General features: G+C 53.0%; 16 protein-coding genes and 1 pseudogene. 11 read left to right on the top strand and 6 right to left on the bottom strand.

Annotated elements, in window-relative coordinates:
* Positions 1–5: 5 nt before the first annotated feature.
* Positions 6–1364 carry an ATP-binding protein gene (locus tag BHAP_RS02315; protein WP_211279669.1) on the bottom strand — a complete coding sequence of 453 codons (1359 nt, stop codon included), beginning with the start codon at positions 1362–1364 and terminating at the stop codon, positions 6–8.
* A 144-nt stretch (positions 1365–1508) separates the two neighbouring features.
* On the opposite strand from BHAP_RS02315, the gene BHAP_RS02320 reads away from it, so the two are divergent.
* The gene (locus BHAP_RS02320; RefSeq protein ID WP_094729205.1) at positions 1509–1775 is read left to right on the top strand and encodes an aminotransferase class I/II-fold pyridoxal phosphate-dependent enzyme; all 267 of its coding nucleotides are present in this window, start codon (positions 1509–1511) and stop codon (positions 1773–1775) included.
* 30 nt (positions 1776–1805) lie between these two features.
* Here the strand turns inward: BHAP_RS02320 and BHAP_RS02325 are convergent, their stop codons facing one another.
* The 4 genes from BHAP_RS02325 to BHAP_RS11590 form a co-directional block, all read right to left on the bottom strand.
* Positions 1806–2294 carry a GNAT family N-acetyltransferase gene (locus tag BHAP_RS02325; RefSeq protein WP_244569261.1) on the bottom strand — a complete coding sequence of 163 codons (489 nt, stop codon included), beginning with the start codon at positions 2292–2294 and terminating at the stop codon, positions 1806–1808.
* A complete protein-coding gene (locus BHAP_RS02330; RefSeq protein ID WP_094729207.1) occupies positions 2291–2560 on the bottom strand; it encodes a type II toxin-antitoxin system TacA family antitoxin in 270 nt (89 codons plus the stop codon). Before BHAP_RS02330 ends, BHAP_RS02325 begins: the two co-directional genes overlap by 4 nt.
* Positions 2561–2688: 128 nt before the next feature.
* Positions 2689–4029, bottom strand: coding sequence for a M20 family metallopeptidase (locus BHAP_RS02335; RefSeq protein WP_094729208.1), 1341 nt, complete (start codon positions 4027–4029; stop codon positions 2689–2691).
* 920 nt (positions 4030–4949) lie between these two features.
* Positions 4950–5114 carry a hypothetical protein gene (locus BHAP_RS11590; RefSeq protein ID WP_158216409.1) on the bottom strand — a complete coding sequence of 55 codons (165 nt, stop codon included), beginning with the start codon at positions 5112–5114 and terminating at the stop codon, positions 4950–4952.
* 118 nt (positions 5115–5232) lie between these two features.
* On the opposite strand from BHAP_RS11590, the pseudogene BHAP_RS02345 reads away from it, so the two are divergent.
* From BHAP_RS02345 to BHAP_RS02375, 7 genes and pseudogenes are all read left to right on the top strand, one after another.
* Positions 5233–6723: pseudogene (locus BHAP_RS02345) on the top strand (peptide ABC transporter substrate-binding protein).
* Between the two features lie 118 nt (positions 6724–6841).
* Positions 6842–7786: an ABC transporter permease gene (locus BHAP_RS02350; protein WP_094729223.1), complete on the top strand. Its 945-nt coding sequence runs from the start codon at positions 6842–6844 to the stop codon at positions 7784–7786.
* Position 7787: 1 nt separating this feature from the next.
* Positions 7788–8936: an ABC transporter permease gene (locus BHAP_RS02355; protein WP_094729211.1), complete on the top strand. Its 1149-nt coding sequence runs from the start codon at positions 7788–7790 to the stop codon at positions 8934–8936.
* Between the two features lie 2 nt (positions 8937–8938).
* A complete protein-coding gene (locus BHAP_RS02360; protein ID WP_094729212.1) occupies positions 8939–10051 on the top strand; it encodes an ABC transporter ATP-binding protein in 1113 nt (370 codons plus the stop codon).
* Positions 10051–11076, top strand: a complete 1026-nt coding sequence (locus BHAP_RS02365; protein ID WP_094729213.1) for an ABC transporter ATP-binding protein — start codon at positions 10051–10053, stop codon at positions 11074–11076. The genes BHAP_RS02360 and BHAP_RS02365 overlap by 1 nt, the downstream gene beginning before the upstream one ends.
* A gap of 358 nt (positions 11077–11434) precedes the next feature.
* A complete protein-coding gene (locus BHAP_RS02370) occupies positions 11435–12652 on the top strand; it encodes an ATP-binding protein (RefSeq protein WP_244569262.1) in 1218 nt (405 codons plus the stop codon).
* A gap of 228 nt (positions 12653–12880) precedes the next feature.
* Positions 12881–14407, top strand: coding sequence for an RNA-binding domain-containing protein (locus BHAP_RS02375; protein ID WP_158216411.1), 1527 nt, complete (start codon positions 12881–12883; stop codon positions 14405–14407).
* Between the two features lie 190 nt (positions 14408–14597).
* On the opposite strand, the gene BHAP_RS02380 is transcribed toward BHAP_RS02375, so the two are convergent.
* The gene (locus tag BHAP_RS02380) at positions 14598–15938 is read right to left on the bottom strand and encodes an amidohydrolase family protein (RefSeq protein WP_094729216.1); all 1341 of its coding nucleotides are present in this window, start codon (positions 15936–15938) and stop codon (positions 14598–14600) included.
* A gap of 372 nt (positions 15939–16310) precedes the next feature.
* Here BHAP_RS02380 and BHAP_RS02385 point away from each other — a divergent pair, with 372 nt between their 5' ends.
* The 3 genes from BHAP_RS02385 to BHAP_RS02395 form a co-directional block, all read left to right on the top strand.
* The gene (locus BHAP_RS02385; RefSeq protein ID WP_094729217.1) at positions 16311–16865 is read left to right on the top strand and encodes a nucleoside deaminase; all 555 of its coding nucleotides are present in this window, start codon (positions 16311–16313) and stop codon (positions 16863–16865) included.
* A 240-nt stretch (positions 16866–17105) separates the two neighbouring features.
* A complete protein-coding gene (locus tag BHAP_RS02390; RefSeq protein ID WP_094729218.1) occupies positions 17106–19355 on the top strand; it encodes an alpha-galactosidase in 2250 nt (749 codons plus the stop codon).
* A 515-nt stretch (positions 19356–19870) separates the two neighbouring features.
* Positions 19871–20212 (top strand): transposase (locus tag BHAP_RS02395; protein WP_211279666.1); only part of this gene is annotated, 342 nt, incomplete at its 3' end.

Raw genomic sequence — 20212 nt, forward strand, 5'->3', positions numbered from 1 at the left:
AGTGATCACAGTATTCCGCTCATATACAACGGAACCTGAACTCTGTCTCCTTGACTTGCGAACGGTTTAGGTGCAAGCACATACTCGGTACCGATATGTTTGCCGTATATTGTCTTCATTTTATCTAGAGAAGCAGTTGAATATCGTTTGCCTGATTTGACTTCAATTGGACTGATGCGATAATGCCCGGCTGCATTCTCGTACGGTTCAGGGAGTAGAAAGTCGATTTCGATGCGTGACTTGCGTGTTTCCTCGTCTGGTTTAGTGAAGTAGAAGAGTTTATGTCCGGATGCTTTGAATTGCTGAGCGACAATATTTTCTACAATCATGCCTTCATTAAGGCCGATTTTACCGAACAAAATATCTCGATATATACTATCGGCAGTAATCGTGCCATCTGAGAAGGCATGAGTTATCAGTAATCCTGTGTCAGCCATGTAGCATTTAACTGCAGATTGTTCCATATTCATGCCTAGGCCGATACTTGGGTCCGTGGAACGATAACAGGGATTGATGAGCCGCGCATCAGCGAGCCAGAAAAATGCAGTTTGATATGTTTGATATCGCGCTCCTTTTTTCAGTGACGAGAGACGGAAACGTTTCTCATGCCTTGATAATTGCGCTGGTATCTCGTCGAATATGGCCGCTATGTTTTTTGCTTCGATTGCTCCGTATTTCTCTATGTCACGTCGATAGAGCCGAAGTATCGATCGCTTTACTTGATCTGCGGACATGAAACTGTTATCAGTAATATAAGCGTGGATTGCTTGCGGCATACCTCCAACAAGCATGTATTCACGGAATAGACGTTCTGCTTTACGGTGCAAAGCATCTGGAAGCGGTTTCTTGTGTCTGTAACAATCTTGAATGAGATCAGCTAATGGCTTCTCGTTCATTGCCCAAAGAAACTCGTCGAAATCGAATGGATTTAATTCCAATGACTCTTCTTCTGACGGAATGAGAATATCCTTCACATTGCTTTGAATTGATACCAATGAGCCAGTTTCTATGTAGTCATATCGTCCATCTTTGACTAGTTGTTTGGTGAATGCTCTCGCTTGAGGACAGAATTGCACCTCATCAAAGATGATGAGCGTATCCCGTTCTACTGGCTGGAAAGCGTAGAAGGCAAACAAGTAGCGGAAAAAAGAGTTGGTATCATGACGTTGATGAAGGAATAAATCGAATACTTCTGTTGGCGCTTCGGAAAAGTCAATGAGTAAGCATCGCGCGTATTCACGACGGCCAAATTCTTCAGCTAGCACACTTTTTCCTACTCGGCGAGCGCCCTCAATCAGCATGGACGTACGTCCCTGTTGCTGTTTCCACTGTAATAAGCGTTCATATGCTTTGCGTTGATATATCATGTTTTGCTCCGTTCTATACACGTCTGGCGGGTAAGGAAAGTGTGGTTTGATACACAAATGGCGGGTATAAATTACCCTCAATCATACACGTCTGGCGGGTATGAGGAGTGCGTTTTAATACACAAATGGCGGGTATAGCGAGTGCGTGCTGCCGGTGAGCGAACGCGGGCAATCGTGCTCGCGAATCCACTCAACCCGATGACGACGGTGCTCGATCGTGTTTCATGTGAAACAATCGCGACAGTGGCCGCGCGGCATGATCTGCTTGTGATCAACGACGAGGCATTTGCTGATCATGTGTTTGGTACGGGTGTGGTAGGAACGTTGGACGCATCTCATATCGCGATCGTCTCGCCGCAGTCCTCCGTCGTCTCGCCGCTACCCTCGCATCACTGCGCTAACGACTAACCCAGACAGTAGGCACCTGCATTCGGTCAACTAATTGGATGTGCCAAACGACAGCGGAATGAACATCATCGTTGAATCATTGATATGACGGAACCCGTAATGCTCGTAGAAGCTAACAGCTCTATCGGTCGCAGGTTCTACAACTAAAGCTCGCGCACCGATAATTTCCGCTGCAGATATGGCTCGTAAAATGGCGTCTCGCAACAGCTGACTGCCCACGTGTAACGTTTGATATCGCATATCAACGCCGAGCATACCTAGCAATATCACCGGAATTGGGTCTGGGCTATTGCGACGCAGCCAGCCGGAAGCCTGTTCGTGAGTCATACTGTATGTGCTGAGTGTGTAGAATCCCGCCAGCGCGTTGCCATCGAATGTGGCATAAACGACTGCTGTGTGCTGTTTTTTGGAAGTGCGGTAGTGCTTTGCAAGCCAATCGTTTACGATCGGCAGTCCACAATCAAATCTGATGATATTGTCATTGGCAAGCAGTTTTCTCGGCTTGGTGAAGGATGTCATGCCCAGATCGGCTCACTTCCCAGCAGTTTTATGGTGCTGTCAGGGAGTGGATCATCGAGTGCCGAGGTGAAATCATTCCACGCTGCATCGCTGAGATGAATAATGTGGGCCTCGCGAATATCTCGATCTGCTGCCTGTAGCAGGTTTGACAGTGCCCATTGAGATGCTGTTAAACCTTTTGATTCGGCGGCTTGATCAATACGCGAGCGTTGTTCCTGTGTTAGCCGCATTTCAAAGCGACTATCTTTAAGTGTTGCTGTACTCATACGAGATATTGTACGTCTAATGTACGGACATGAAATCTGTAGATGCATTGTTGCGTCAGAAGTTCGTTGACAATGTCCTGACAAGGGGAGCCGCAAATGCCAACGAACTTCTGACGCAGGATACTAGATCACGCGGCGGCTGCATCCTGTTGTTGGGCGGCGACGCGAGCGGCGTGCTGCTGCTTGATCGCAGCGAGCAGCTCCGGATTAGTGAGCACATCGAGTGCGGTGTAAGCCAGTGCCTTAGCTGACCACTGAATTGATGCAAGTCCGAACTCGCTGGCTGCTGCGGCTGCGACCTGCTCGTTGTGTCCGCCGAGTTTAGTGGGGGAGATGCTGAAAATCGGCTGAATCGTGGGCACTACCTGCGATACGTTACCAACGTCGCTTGAACCGAATGAGACTTTATCCTGTTCGGTTGGCTCGACGCTCTGACCGAGTGCCAGCGCATTGTGCTCCCACACTGTGTCGAACAACGGAGTTGGAATCATATTATCCACTTGATGCTGGTATGGCGTAAGGCTGCCTTTCGCGCCGGTCGCCAGTGCTGCACCAGCCACAATATTCTCGACCTTGTGCCGCAGTTCTTTGAGACCCGGCACTGATGCAGAACGAAGATAGAACTTGGCTTTTGCATAGTCGGGCACGACGTTGGGCAGTCCGCCGCCGTCAGTGATAATGCCGTGGATGCGCACGTTTTTGGGCAGATGTTGGCGCAGTGCGTTAATCGAGTTGAACGTTTGGATAACGCCGTCGAGTGCGTTAATACCGAGTTCTGGACTACCTGACGCGTGCGATGCTTTGCCGTGGAATTCGATATCGACCGGCTGGCACGCCAGATTGCGCGTGGTCAGATAATTGCCGCCGCTACCGGGATGTGCGGCTAGCGCGATGTCCACGTCGTTAAAAAATCCTTCATCGACGAACGCGCCTTTCGCGCTGCCGTTTTCGCCACCTTCCTCGCCGGGGGTGCCGTATACGCGTACTTGCCCACCGAATCGGTCGATGACTTGTTTGAGGGCTGCGCCGGCGAGTGATGAGTTGGGGCCGAATATACTGTGTCCGCATCCGTGGCCAATGCCTGGCAGCGCATCGTATTCAGCGAGAAACACGACGGTCGGTCCGGGCTTGCCGCTGTCATACACGGCCTCGAATCCGGTGCGGTGACTGGCAACGCCGAGCGTTACGTTAAAGCCTTCAGTTTTGAGTTGATCGGACAGTGTGGTTGATGCGAAGAATTCGTAGTTACTGACTTCTGGCTTGTCATGAATGGCGAGCGAGATCTGTTGATAGTGCGGTAAAGATCGATCGACGAAATCGCTGATGATACGCTTCGCATCCTCGATATCGGCTTGTGGAAAAGCCGGTTGCGGGATATGCGGTTGCGTAGCTGACGAAGTTGCGTCGGTTGCTGGATGAACTGATTCAGTGATCGGTTCAGTATTAATCGGTTCAGTGACAGTGCTCATATGAGTTCCCCTTTCTCATGATGCGTGATAGTAATGCGTAGAATTGCGCAGTTATGATCAACGATCGATGATGATCAAAAGATTGCATGATCGTTTTCGATCGGACTACTTCTACGATACGGCGTATCGAATGCGGCCGCACCGGTTTTCAGCAACATCGCCATAGATGTTGCTGATAGCTGGTTATGGGTGGATGCTGAGTGGGTGTTATAGGGACTGCTCTGATTCCGGTCGTGGCGGAAATTGCTCACTGAGCGGCGCTCAGTGAGCAATTTCCGCCACTCGGGTGAGGGGATGAGCCTCCTCGCCCCGCGCGTCTTGGGCATTGGCTTGTAAGCGTTGACTTTGACCGCCGAACATGAGCGCGTATGTATGTGATCATACCTGATCATAAATGCGTGATTGTTATACTGCCGACGCGGTTCGATAGCTGCCTATAAGTAGCCGGTATAAGCGTGAAGGTGTGTCGCGGCCAGCCATATGTGATCATGATTGCGGGCGGTGTGCACGGGGTACACGCTCAGCAGGGGGAATGACATGAACAACAACACAGCATCAGCACAACGGCTTAGCGCAGTAATGTGCGGTCGAATGTGCATGATGCGCATGACTCAAGTCATGTGTAGTTCATGTCGAATGTGCCGCTGACTGAACGTGATCTAGGGGGAGATCAAGGATATCGACATCCGTTATGATCATATGTGATTACTTTGTTGGGGAACGAAATAATCACATATGATCACCCGGACGGCCTGTGATCATTACTAGCTGTACGAATACTCATCACAAGTCATCGAATCTGATCAATCTCGATCAGTCAGCACACATATTTCATTCGTGATCAGCCGTGCCGAGGGGACGCGGTATCACCCACACATCAACAAATAACCCACTAATACAGCCATTTATGAGAGGGGAAATCACATGGCTCGCAATCTATTATCATCTTCGATCAGATCATCTCTGATCACTTCACGATCATCATCATCAACTACAGCAACATCAGTTGCGTACAAGCCGACTACAAACCGCCTAACCAGCCGTCGCGCAGCCAGCATCATCGCATCAATCGCAGCCATCGTCATGGCACTGTCCGCATGCGGTTCTGGTGGCGGCACCACCGCCAACTCAAACGCTGCAGGTAACTCCAGCGAATCCGCGCGCACCACACTTAAGTGGGAAGCATCCGGCGAAGTCACCACAATGGACTCCGGCAAAACTTACGACACTATCTCAGGCGAGGCAGTCGGCTTCTTCGCTGAACCGCTCTACCGTCAAAACTCCAAGGGCGACGTCGAACCGGCACTCGCTGCAAGCCTGCCAACTGTAAGCAAAGACGGTCTCACGGTCGACGTGACCTTGCGCGACGGTCTTAAATTCTCCGACGGATCGCCACTCACCGCCGCCGACGTCGTCTACGCTGCCAAACGAGTCGTCGACCCAGCCACCGGTTCGCAGTCCGCGAAGAATCTCAATTACATCAAGAACGCCACCGAAATCACCGCCGGCAAAACTCCAGTCGATCAGCTCGGCGTCAAGGCAACGAGCGATACCCAACTGTAGTTCACGCTCACCGCACCAAATCCATACATCACGCAGCTACTTACCGACACGTTGCTCTCTCCGGTCAAGCAGTCGTTCGTCGAGGAGAAAGGCAAGGATTATGCGCTCAACGCTGACAATCTGCTCGCTACTGGACCGTTTAAGTTGGCTGATTGGAACGGTACAAACGTCAACTGGAAGTACGTAAAGAACCCGAATTACTGGGATGCGAAGAACGTTTCGTTCAACGAGATTGACGTGTCGGTAGTCAAGGATGTTGCGTCGAAGGTGAACCTGTTCGAGTCTGGTCAGATCGACGGCGTGCACATCACCGGCGACTATGTCAAGCAGTATCAGGGTAAGAAAGAGCTCGTGACCGTGCCGTCGCTGCGCGCGACGAACCTCGAACTCGGTATCAGCTCGAACAAGAATCTGCAGAATCTCAACCTACGCAAGGCGCTTTCTCTCGCGATCGATCGCAAGCAGCTTGCCAGCGCGATTTTGAACGGTGAAGCGACACCGGCTGTGGGCGTGATTCCGAACGGTATTGCGAAGAACCCGGAGACAGGCAAGAGTATTGCGGACGATTGGGGCAACCTCGTGCCGACTGACAAGGACGAAGCCAAGACCCTGTTCAAGAAGGCGCTTGGCGAGCTGGGAGTGGACTCGGTGAAGTTCCGTCTCGTGACTTCTGACGATGATCAGAGCAAGAAGATCGGCCAGTATTTGCAAGCTCAGCTGCAGGATACGCTGCCCGGATTGACGATTGACGTTGCGTCAGTGCCGAGTTCTGTGCGATTTGAAGAAATGATGAGCTACAAGTTCGATCTTGCGCTCGGCGGATGGTCCGGCACATGGGACCCGACCTCGTACGTGCAGCAGCATGAGACGAGCTATGAGCACAATCACTCACAGTGGAAGAGCCAAGAGCTGACTGATCTTGTGAACGACCTTAACACGAAGGATGGCAACGATTTCAAGCTTCGTTGGCAGCATCTTGAGGAAGCGAACAAGTATCTGATCGACAACCAAGTGGTCATTCCGCTCGTGCAAGCGTCCAGCAGCTACCTGATCAACCCGAAGCTCAGCGGATATGTGACCAGCTCGCTGGGTGGCACCGTTGACCCAGCCAAGGCCAAGTTCACAAACTGATTCGCGTGAAGGCTTTATCGCGGCTCCCCTGAGGAGAGTCGCGATAAAGCCTTGGGTGCTGCTCAGTGATCGTGCCTTACACAATCTCATATCCAAACGAAAGACATAGGTGATTCGCATGCGACGTTGGCTTACGTTCATCGGTTCCCGACTGATCATGATGGCCGTGACGATGCTGATCATCATCACCGTCACGTTTTTCCTCATGCACGCGCTCCCTGGCACACCGTATGCTAATCAGGCTTTGATCAGTAACGCTCAACTTGCGCAACTGAACAAAAAGTACGGTTTCGATCAACCATTGATCGTGCAGTATTTTGCATATCTCAACAGCGTGCTCCACGGAGATTTCGGTATTTCGCTGCAATTCTCCGATCAGCCAGTTACCACACTGATGGCCACACGCATCGGCCCGTCCATTCAGCTCGGTTTGCAAGCAGTCATACTCGGTACGATCGTCGGTGTGTTGCTCGGTGCGCTCGCTGCTGCCAATCAAAACACATGGATTGATCGTTTCTGCTCATCAATTGCTATTCTCGGTCGATCAGTTCCGAACTATGTTGTCGCGGTGATCGTTCAATCAATCTTCGCGATTTCATTGAAACTACTGCCCGTTGGCTTGTGGGATCAAGGATTTCGCTCGACAATCCTGCCAACGATCGCACTATCGATCGCCCCGCTCGCCGACGCAGCGCGATTCATTCGAACAGAAATGATCGATGTGCTCACTTCTGATTACATCGAACTTGCACGCGCGAAAGGCATGAGCGAGCCAATGATCATCATCAGACATGCACTGCGCAATTCACTCATTCCACTGATCACAGTGATCGGTCCAATGATCGCAGGACTGATGACCGGATCATTAGTGATCGAAACTATTTTCTCAGTACCAGGCATCGGCGAACAGTTCACGAAATCAATCCTGTCGAACGATTACTACACGATCATGGCCGTCACGATCTGGTATTCAGCGGTGCTCGTCGTAGTTGTGTTCCTGATGGACGTGCTGTATCAGATTGCCGACCCGCGTGTACGCATCGTCGGCAAGGAGGGGGAGTGAGATGACCGCTGTAGATATTGCCGGCGATAGAGTCGCTGGTGGAGTGACTGACGTTGCGCGAGCGGCTGCTACGAACAGCCGCATCGCCGATAGTCGCGCTACAGTCACAGACATTCACGCCACGGATTCGGCTCGTTCAGCCAATCCAACCACAGTCACTCAAGTCGCGACCCAGCCCATCGATCCATCCGCAATCCCGGACTCGCTGTTCGTACCGCGCACCCGCACAGCCGACAATCACGATACGGTCGACGTGCCGCATATCAGTCACGCCGCGCAAGCATGGCTCAGATTGCGTCACAACAAAACCGCAATCGCAGCCGGCATCGTACTCATCGCGCTGTTTATTATCGCGTTCAGTGCACCAATCCTCGCGCCAGCCGACCCGAACGCGCAGAAAGTCGAGTACGCAAACCTGCCACCATATTGGCTGGGTGGTGCAGCCAGCAAGTATGCGGCGATCGGCGCGCAAAACCAGCATTTCCTACTCGGTACTGATCAGTTCGGCCGCGACCTGTTCTCGCGACTGCTGTACGGCACGCGTATTTCACTGATTATTTCGCTCGTCGCCGCAGTTCTTGACATTGTGATCGGCGTGACGTGGGGACTGGTCAGCGGTCTCGCCTCGCGACGCGTGGATGATCTCATGCAACGCATTCTCGAAATCATCAGCGGTGTGCCGAGCCTGATCGTTGTCGTACTCATGCTGCTCGTGTTCCAGCCCGGGCTTGTGTCGATTATCGTGGCGATGGCCATCACGTTCTGGATTACGATGGCGCGTGTGGTGCGTGGTCAAACGTTACAAATCCGCTCACTTGAATACGTGCAGGCTGCGATCGTACTCGGCACACCGCGCGCGGCTATCGCAGTTCGTCACGTACTGCCGAACATCCTGAACTTGATCATCATTCGACTCATGTTTTCGATTCCGACCGCGATTTTCTTTGAAACATTCTTAAGTTTCATCGGCGTGGGTATGAAAATCCCGAACGCGTCAATCGGCACACTGCTCAACGACGGGTTCAAAGTGGTGCGTATTTACCCGTATCAAATGTGGATTCCTGCAGCAGTGCTATGCGTGATCATGCTCGCGTTCAATCTGTGCGCGGATGGCCTGCGCGACGCGCTCGACCCGAAGATGAGGGGGTAACGATGGCTGATGTGAGTGCTACTGGGGCTTCTGCCGCTACCGCTGCATCTGTGCCGTCTGCCGCATTCGCGCCGCGCATATCGGTGCGCGATTTACATGTCACGTTCCGCAAGGACGGTGTCGATGTGTGCGCGGTGCGCGGCGTGAGTTTTGATTTACATGCTGGGGAGACGCTTGCGTTAGTAGGCGAGTCCGGTTCCGGTAAGTCAGTAACCTGCCGCTCGCTGATGCGACTGTTGCCGCGTAATGCGCGTATTGACGGTGACGTACGGTTTGACGATCGCGATGTGCTTGCGTTGGATCGCAAGTCATTACGCGATTTGCGCGGCAATCGAATCGCCATGATTTTCCAAGATCCGATGACGTCGCTCGATCCGACAATGATTATCGGTCGGCAGATCACTGAAACGATACGACTGCACAATCGGTCAGTCAGTAATCGCGAAGCCAAACAGCAAGCGATTCGTCTGCTTGAGCAGGTTGGTATTCCCGATCCTGAGCGACGGTTCAGTCAGTATCCGCACGAGTTTTCCGGCGGTCAACGTCAGCGCATCGTAATCGCGATTGCGCTCGCTTGTCATCCGGACGTACTTATCGCAGACGAGCCGACCACAGCGCTCGACGTGACGGTACAAGCGCAGATTCTCGACTTGTTCGCGCAAATTCAGCGGGAGAGTGGTACGGCAATTATTTTGGTGACGCACGATTTAGGTGTGGTAGCGAAGGTTGCTGACCGTGTGGCTGTGATGTACGCCGGCAAAATTGTTGAGTACGGTACGGCGGACGAGATTTTCTACGATCCACAGCATCCCTATACGTGGGGGTTGCTCGGTTCTACGCCGACGCTGGAGACGCGCGGTCGACTACATGCTATTCCCGGCGTGCCGCCAAATCTCGCGGCGGTGCCAGCTGGTGATGCGTTTGCGCCGCGCAATGCGTATGCGCTAGCGGTTGATGAGCAGTACGAGCCGCCGTTCTTTACTGTGTCACCTACTCATGCGGCGGCGACGTGGTTGCTTGACCCGCGTGCGCCACGCGTTGAGCCGCCGGACGAGATTAAGAAACGGTGGGCGCAGTGGAATATGTTGCGCGATCATGTGGAAGGAGCGGCGTGATGACTGCAGAAGTGACGAGTGATTCTGATGTTTCCCGTGAAACATCCTCCGCATCGCGTGTTTCCCGTGAAACATCTTCCGTATCGCAATCCGCTGATAACGCACTACTGTGCGTCGAAAATCTGACCCACGTATATGGCGACGGTAAGCGCGGCACCAGTCGCGCAGTCACTGCCGTCGATCATCTCAACTTTTCCATCGCGCGCGGCGAAACGCTGGGACTCGTCGGCGAATCAGGCTGCGGCAAATCAACCACCGGCCGCATGATCGTCAAACTGTTGTCGATCACGTCCGGTCGCGTACTGTTCAACGGCCGCGATATCAGTACGATTCGCAACCGCGCGGATACTACAGCGTTCCGGCAGCAAGTGCAGATGATTTTTCAGGACCCGTACGCCAGTCTCGATCCGCATGTCACCGTGCGTGACATCATCGCGGAAGGAATCGATAACTTCGAGCGCGTCGACAAGCGTGAGCGAGTCGAGCGAGTCAACGAACTACTCGAACTTGTCGGCCTGCGACCGGAACATGCGGACCGCTATCCGCACGAGTTTTCCGGCGGCCAGCGGCAGCGCATCGGTATTGCGCGTGCGCTCGCAGTGAATCCGTCGTTTATTGTGTGCGACGAGCCGATTTCTGCGCTCGACGTGTCGATTCAGGCGCAGATTGTGAACCTATTACAGGATTTGCAGCGGCAGCGCGGGCTGACGTACCTGTTTATCGCGCACGATCTGTCGATGGTGCGCTACATTTCCGACCGCGTGGCTGTGATGTGGAAAGGTCGGATTGTGGAGACTGGTCCGGCTGATGAGGTGTATGTCAATCCGTTGCATCCATATACGCAAAGCCTGATTTCGGCGGTTCCTGAGCCGGACCCGCGCGCTGAGCGTCAGCGTCATCGGGTGGTGTTTGACCCGGCGGCTGGTGGTGTGGGTGCAGGCGGCACTGCTGATCAGAACGGTGTTAATCTCGCCGCACTACCCCTACGCGAAGTCACCCCCGGTCACTGGGCCGCCATCGCGTGACATTTTGGCGGAGAGTGACGAGTTACCCGCCAAAACATCACGCTCATCAACCGGCAGCGTGTGGCGATAGCGACTGTCGCTTAGTTGGTCGGGGCAAACAGTCGCTTATCTGGCACCAAGCAGGCCGTAACTACGCACTATCGCGACTATAGTCACGACTTACGGTCTTTTTGCTTGCCTAAAACGGCCGTAAGTGAGCAGTAGTGTCACGTTAGTGCGTACTTACGGCCTGTTGCACCTATACTCCGAAGTCCCTTCTTTCGTCTATTTTAGAAAAAGCTAATTTTTTATCATTTTTTAAAATAGACGATATGGTGGTGGACCAATAGCAATGAACGTGATACCACGGGACGCTTACGTGAGGCGTCTTATTGACCGTAAACATAATGGCCTTGTTAAGATCGTTACTGGAATTCGTCGTTGTGGCAAATCGTATTTACTGTTTACGTTATTCAAGCAGCATCTGCTTGATACAGGGGTCCCTGAAGACCACATTATCGGTATTGCACTCGATGATCGAGCTAACCGTGAGTTGCGCGATCCTGATGTATGTGATCGTTATGTTCGTTCCAGAATGATTGATGATGGCCAATATTATGTCATGCTGGACGAGGTCCAATATATTGCTGGGTTTGAGGATGTCCTTAACGGTTTTCTGCACTTGCCACATGTAGATGTGTATGTAACTGGCAGTAATTCGCGTTTTTTGTCGAGTGATATCATCACTGAGTTTCGTGGTCGTGGTGATCAGATCCGCGTGCATCCATTAAGCTTTGCTGAATATCATGATGCTGTTGACGGTGATTGGGAGGATGATTGGAACGATTACTCCACGTTTGGTGGATTGCCTCTTGTACTTGCTCAACCGGACGAACAGTCAAAGATTGCTTACCTGAGTCGTCTGTTGGATGAAATTTACTTGCGCGATATTATCGAACGTAATGGCATCAGGAATGAGGCTGGATTCAGTGAGTTGGTAGACGTAATCGCATCAGCGATTGGATCGTTAACCAATCCTGGCAGGTTAGCGAATACGTTTGCTAGTGCAGGTCGGTTGAAGCTGTCTCAGCCGACAATTATCAAATATCTGGGTTATCTCGAGGAAGCATTTCTTGTTGAACGTGCTAGTCGTTACGACATTAAGGGGCGGAGACATATTGGGGCGCTGTCTAAATACTATTTTGAGGATATAGGGTTGCGTAATGCGCGACTTAATTTCCGTCAGCAAGAAGAAACACACATTATGGAAAATGCCATTTATAACGAGTTACGATTGCGTGGCTATGCGGTGGATGTTGGTATTGTAGATATTCCACAGGCTGGTGGTGGTTACAAGAACGTTGAGGTTGATTTTGTAGCTAACCTTGGCAGTAAACGTTACTATGTGCAATCTGCGTTCGCCTTGCCTGACGCCGATAAGCGTGCGCAAGAAGTTCGGCCATTGCTTGGTATTGGTGATTCGTTTAAGAAGATTGTCGTGGTTGGTGGCAATAAGCGTCCTTCTCGCGATGAGCATGGCATTGTCACTATGGGACTCAAGCAGTTCCTTCTTAACTCTGATAGCTTAGACTTGTAATGATTTGAACCGCCAAACTGAATGCTGCCAGCTCTGTATTTGTAACATGCTGATGGGCAGAAGTAAAACAGGCCGTAAGTGAGCAGTAGTGTCACGTTAGTGCGTACTCATGGTCTGTGTCTGTGCTGCCATCACCGATGATGACAAGCCGTTGAGCCTGCGCAAAGCACATTTTTTGTACATCGCATGTATGATTTTTTGTACATCCATAGTACTCAGGGCTTGATAATGAGCTGGTTAAAGAGAGAAAGTGATAGCTACAGCTCAAAGCTAATGGAGTTTGCATCTTGGTGGAACGTGCTTTCTGCTCTTTTTCTGCTCGCTTTCTGCTATGATGAGCAGAAAGCGAGCAGAAAAAGAGCAGAAAGCGAGCAGATGGCAGAAAACGAAGATCAGCATCTCGAATTTAAAGCAGAATGGAATGACAGTGCGAAGAAAACTGTTGTAGCATTCGCAAATTCTGGCGGGGGCTCGATTTTGATTGGCGTAGATGATGATGGGACCGCGGTAGGAGTGAGAGATGTTGATGGCTGCATGTTGAGGATTATGCAGTCGATCAGCAGTGGCATCCACCCCGATGTAGTTCGTTTCACCTCAATATATCCAGTGCAACGTTCTGGCCGTAACGTGGTGATCGTGGAGGTCCATCCGGGTACGCATCGACCATATTATCTGAGTGATAAAGGACCTCGCCCAGCTGGTGTGTATATTCGATTGGGGGCTGGGTCAATTCAGGCCAGTGAAGTAGCGATACTCGACATGATCCGAGAGTCTACACAACTCTCATTTGAGGACATGATAAGTGTGGAACAATCCCTCACATTCGACACAGTGTCTTTAGTGTTTCGACAAGCGAACCTTCCATTTACTGATCAATCCAAACGTACGCTGGGACTGGTGAGCGATGCGGGATCGTATACCAATTTAGCGTGGCTGCTTTCTGAGCAATGTCCAGCTACAATAAAAGCTGCTGTATTTGAGGGGGTTGATAAGTCTACATTTAATAGTCGTGAGGAGTTTACCGGTTCGCTGTTCCGCCAATTCCAAGATGTTGCGGCATATATTAATCGTTTCAATTCTACGCGATCAACATTTGACAGCGCATTGCAGCGTATAGATAATCGAGATTACTCGTTGCCTGTACTGCGAGAGGCTCTACTTAATCTTGTTGTCCACCGTGATTACTCGCTTGCGGGACCGGGATTGGTCAGTATTTTCGATGATCGGATCGAGTTTGTAAATTTCGGAGGATTACCGACGGGCATGACCAAAGGCGATATGATGCTAGGCACATCACTACAGCGTAATCCCAAACTTGCGGCTATTCTGTATAGATTAGGATGGGTTGAAGCATATGGCACAGGTGTTCCGAAGATTCTCCATGATTATCAGAAGACTACAGTTCGTCCGGAATTTCAAATCAGCGACAATGCATTCAAGCTTGTACTACCATCGCATAATCCTGCTGTGAGTCCGCAAGCCATCGGACAAGACGAGACAACTCAAAGTACATCAATCGTAGATGATCAACAGAGACAGTTACATGATCCGATATCGACACAAAGACACATCATTTTGTCACTTGCTGGTAGAACTGAGGGAATATCGCGTAACGAAGTGCAGGAAATGACTGGACTGGCGCAATCTAGTGCTGGCAAACTACTGCGCGAAATGATTCGTGAGGGACTGCTTAATAAGCGCGGTGGTGGACGCTCGACGAAATACTATGCGATCAATGCGCATGATAAGCAATAGGCCGTAAGTATGCACTATCGCGATGGTGATCACGACTTACGGCCTATTGTGTTGCCTAAAACGACCGTAAGTCTGCGGTAGTGTCTCGTTAGTGCGGACTTATGGTCTCTTTCTGCTCGCTTTCTGCTCATCGTGAGCAGAAAGCGAGCAGAAAGAGCAGAAACTTCATTGTCTGCACATTCGCTACCCGTCACGCAAACGGTTTATCAATCAGCCGTCCGCTGACGTAGCGCTCTGCGATGTCGCGGCTACTACCCGCGTAAATGAACCGCTCAAGTCGCTCTTCAGGGGAGAGTTCCAGCAGACTTTCGTCTTCAGCAATCACAAGCGCATCGAAATCGTATCCCGGCTCGAACGAACCAACCTTGCCAAAGAACGATCCGCCGACTTTCGTAGCCATGTGGAACGCTTCAGACAAACTCAACGGACGATCATGTTCGTAACCGGTTTCAAACGTTTTCATCTTCGACGCTTCGATCGCCGTGACAATATGCCGATTCATGTTTGGCTCATGTCCGGCCGCAATATCGCTCGCAATCGACACTTTCAGTCCGTAATCGAGATTGCGCCGCACTGGCATGATGCCGCTGGTCAGATTCATGTTGGACTGCGGGCAATGCGCCAGCCACACTCCGTGGTCTTTCAGAATCGCGCGCTCGCGATCGGTGAGCCATATGCAGTGTGCCATGATGGTGCGATTGTTCGGCATGAGCCCGTACTGTTCGTACACTTCGGTATACGTGGGGATGTCTGGATGCAGTTCGCGCACCCAATCGATCTCGTTGCGATTCTCATCGAGGTGAGATTGTACCGGTACATCGTATCGTTGCGCTAGCTCTCCAAGACCGACCATCAGTTCCGGCGTGGTTGATGGTACGAATCGTGGCGTGATAATGAATCCGATATCCGGTGTCAGTTTGCGTGACTGCTGAATCAGCTGTTCAGTACTGGAAAGACTATCGTCAGTATCTTCGACGAGATAGTTTGGCGAGTTACGATCCATGTTTACTTTACCGATTAAGGGCTTCAATCCGGACTCTTGACACAGCTGCATCAGCCGCAGCGTAGCCTCGTTATGCAACGTTGCGAATGCACTAAATCGCAACGTGCCGACTTGCCACATGTGAGTAATAAACCGCCGATACCAATGATCAGCGATATCAATATCTGCATATTTTGCCTCGGTCGGGAACGTGTATTTCTCCAACCACGGCAGCAGCTCGTAATCAAACCCGAGCCCAGCCTGTGGATACTGCGGTGCGTGAACGTGCAGATCGTTAAACCCGGGAATAATCAAACTGCCGGTGCGATCGACGATTGTTATGCTGTCAGTTTCGTCGGTCGTGCAAGATTGATCAGCCACATCGACGCCGTCACTATCACCTCGAGACGTCGCCTCCAACAGCGCCTCCAGCGACCCACCAGTCGCCACGACCTTGCCATCGTCACCAACCAGCACATAGCCGTTCTCAATTACCGTGAACCGATCCGGTGTTGGCGCGTACAGAATATCGCCCTTATACGCAATCATTATTCGTTCCCCTCTCGTACGCATTGCTGATCTATTATCTATTGACTATCCATATCAAGGTTTGTTTGCGCGATCATTACAGGCTGCTTCATGAGTGGCGGATGTTGGCCGTGGCTGCAGCGACATCCTTTATGAGCCGCTTTACACGGCGTGGGTGCGCTCGTGTGTGATATTTCGGCGGTTACTGGGTGATTCTCCGCCGGAAAATCACAAAAAACACGCTTGAAACGTGACATTCCGGCGGAGAAGTATTGGATATCCGCCAAAATGTCACACTTATTGGTCTGTAAGCGTGACTTTCTGGCGGTTAGTTGGCTGTTATCCGCCGAAATGTCACACTGAGTCACACAATGCGCCTCGTAGACTGGACATATGAGTATTGATGAGGCGATGGGACACGCGTTGGCGCTCGCTGCGGATGCTGCTGCCGAGGGGGAGGTGCCGGTTGGCGCGGTGGTGCTGGATGCGGCCGGAGAAGTGATCGGCGAGGGCCGTAACGCTCGCGGAGAAATGCGCTCCCGTCGCGATGATGACGCAATCGAGGAGGAGCGCGTGTCAAGAGTAAACGGGCAGGATCACGATGCAGACGATGCAGCCGATGCCGTCCATGCCGCCGACCCACTCGCCCACGCTGAAGTACTCGCGATGCGCGCAGCTGCAGCTCGCCTCGGCAGCTGGAATCTTGCAGATTGCACGCTCGTGGTCACGTTAGAGCCGTGTCCGATGTGCGCGGGCGCGTGTGTGCAGACGCATATTGGACGGATTGTGTTCGGTGCGTGGGATGCAAAACTCGGCGCATGCGGCTCAATCTGGGATATTCCGCGCGACCCGCACATCGGTCACACGCCTGAAGTGATCGGTGGCGTGCGCGAATCCGACTGCGCGTGCATCCTCACTGACTTTTTCACCGCGCGACGCGCTCGCTGACAGCTCCCCTAGCAAGGGGAGCCGTGAATTATGGCTGTAAAACGGTGCTGTTCTGACGAAGAGAGAAGCGGTGAACACAATAAATTATCTGCGTCGATAATTTGTTTCCAGCCTCGGCAAACACTCCGCACGCTGGCAAAGAAAACCAACTGCCGTACCATCGAAGATAAGCAGTATCCAACCTTTACGATTCAACCTACCAACCTCATACAACCCAACAACCGCAAAAAGGAGTCCGCAATGTCGCTCATCCACCAGTTCCAAGGCACCGCCGCCAACGGTACTGATCTGACCGCGATCTACGTTGAACAGCCATCCGCCGACGTCGCGTTCGCACTGATTTTCCCCGGCGATGACCTGCCGCGCATCGCACACTGGGGTCGTCCGATCGCCGACCCAGCCACCATCATCAACCAGTACGATGCTCTGCGTCCGCAACGCGTCTCCGGCGCACTCGACGACACACCGTGGCCATCCATTCTCCCGACCCAATCCGAATCATGGATCGGCGCACCCCGCTGCGAAATCCGCCGCGACGGCATCGAGCTGCACTGCCGATTCCAAGTCGAAGCTGTCACTGCAACTGCCATCGAACGCGGCAACAGCGAAACCCCAAGCGAAACCCCAACCATCACCGTCGAAGCCAGCGACAACGAGCAAGGCGTCGGAATCATCTGGACCGCCGAACTCGACGAATCCGGCCTCGTCCGCCAACATCTCGAAGTCACCAATCTCGCAAGCGGCACACTCGACATCGGCCGCATTGAACTCGGCTTCCCGCTACCCGCCGACGCGAGCGAAATCCTCACCACCACCGGTCATCACTTGCGCGAACGTCATCCACAGCGCCAGCCGCTCACCGTCGGCCGTTTCGAAAAACTGTCCATGACCGGCCGTCCCGACTTCGACGCGAGCCTACTGCTGTCTGCCGGTGAACCTGGCTTCGGCTTCGCGCGCGGCGACGTGTACTCGGTGCACGTCGGCTGGAGCGGCAACAGCGTACTATCCGTCGAGCGACTGCCGTACACGACCGGACTCATCGGCGGCGGCGAAATCCTACTCGGCGGCGAAATTGCGCTCGCAAACGGCGAATCGTACACGACACCGTGGGTGTACGGATCGTACGGTCACGGACTCAACGAAGTCGCCGCGCGCTTCCACGAATACTTGCGCCGCGTTCACCGCGACGAACGACGCGCGCTCGGCATTGCCGACAAGCCACGACCGGTGATTCTCAACACGTGGGAGGCCGTGTATTTCGACCAAAATTACGATACGTTGACCGCGCTCGCCGACAAAGCCGCAGCGATCGGCGTGGAACGATTCGTGGTCGACGACGGCTGGTTCGGCTCGCGCCGCGACGACACAAGCGGACTTGGCGACTGGCAGATCGCGCAAGACGTGTGGCCGGACGGGCCGAAGAGTCTACGCGCGCTCGCCGATTATGTGCATGGGCTCGGTATGGAGTTCGGACTGTGGTTTGAGCCGGAAATGGCGAATTTGCAGTCCGATTTGGTGCGCCAGCATCCCGACTGGATACTGCGTCCGACCGCGAATCGACTGCCGATGCAGGGGCGTTCGCAGCAGGTTGTCGACCTGACGAATCCGGATGCGTATGCGTACGTGTACGGCGCGATGGATTCGTTGGTTGGCTCGCTCGGCATCGATTACATCAAGTGGGATCACAACAAGCTCGTGACCGAAGCGGTCTCGCCGCGCACCGGTCGGCCGGCTGTGCACGCGCAAACGTTGGCCGTGTATCAGATTTTCCGCGATCTCAAGGCCGCGCATCCCGGACTCGAGATCGAAAGCTGCTCGTCGGGTGGCGGTCGCGTTGACCTCGGTATTCTCGAAGTTGCGGACCGTATTTGGGCGTCCGATTGCGTGGACCCGGTTGAGCGCGCGGATATCCAGCGGTATACGTCGCTGCTCGTGCCGCCGTTTATGATCGGTGAGCATGTGGGTGCGAGCCCGGCGCATTCTACGCACCGCGCGACCAGTCAGGAACTGCGCATGGCGATGGCATTCTTCGGGCACATGGGTGTCGAGTGGAATCTGCTCAAGGAGTCGGATGCGGATGTAGCTAAGCTCGGCGCGTGGATTGCCGAGTTTAAGAAGCATCGCGAATGGTTTGCGGTGGATACGTGCGTGCATTCGGATTGCTCGGACCCGGCGGTGCGTGTGGACGGTATGGTCAAGCCGGATCGTTCTGCCGCGTTCTACCGGTTCACACAGCTGACGACTTCCGACACGTATCCGGCGGCGCCAGTGCGACTGCCTGGGCTTGACCCGGACGGGACGTACCGCGTGCGGCCGTTGTGGCTGGATTTGGATCTTGACGGGCTGGGAATCGGTAATGGACAATCTCCGCTCGGATGGTGGACGCCGGACGGGGTGCTCATGACGGGCCGTGTGCTCGCGACGTACGGGTTGCGCCCGCCGAGCCTGCATCCGGCGCAGGCTGTGTTGTTTACCGCCGTGCGACAGTAGACAACAGACCTTTGACCTTTGCGCCGGATGCCTTCGCGGGCGCGTGTCCGCTCACTTCACCTACGGGATGCACACTGTGCATCCCGTTTCACGGCTCAGCCGGCGCAAAGTGTGTTGTTTACCGTCGTGCGGCGGTGATTTTTGCGGTGATTTTGCCTTGAATTTGTAAAAACGGCCATATTGCGAATTGAAGACAAACGATTCGAGTTGATTAAAGTTACGTATGCTGTAAGATCCTTGAAATTTCAAGGATCTTACAGTTAATGGTATTGTCTCGAAATCTGATTTCTATGTATTATTGTCTTTTTAAGACAAATTTTCTGTCTCGAAAATACAAAATGCCCCAAATATAGAATTCGAGACACAAAATCAGACAACAGCGTCATCGTCAGATAAGGCCCGAAATTTTGCGCACTTTGGCTTGGGCTTGAGATGAAAGGGCATGGCTCGTGTCCTGTGTACGATTTTCTGTCGCCAAACAAAACAAATCGCGATTGGAAAGAGGGCACGAAGCCATGTCACAGCAGATTCTACAGGTCGACCAGGCCATGTTGGAGACCACCCTGGACCGGATGGTCCGTAGAAGCGTCGAGGAGACGTTGAACGCAATGCTCGACGCCGAGGCCGACGAGATCACGGGCGCCGCCCGTTACGAGCGCAGCGGGGATCGCAAGGCGTACCGGGCCGGCCATTACAAGCGTGATCTGACCGTCAAGGCCGGGAAAATGAGCCTGAAGGTACCGAAACTGAAGGGCGCGGTGTTCGAGTCGGCCGTGATCGAGCGTTACCGGCGGCGCGAGGAGAGCGTCGAGGAGGCGCTGATTGACATGTATCTGGCGGGCGTGTCCACGCGTCAG

Origin of the sequence: Bifidobacterium hapali, from assembly GCF_002259755.1 — a bacterium.
GTDB classification, from domain to species: domain Bacteria; phylum Actinomycetota; class Actinomycetes; order Actinomycetales; family Bifidobacteriaceae; genus Bifidobacterium; species Bifidobacterium hapali.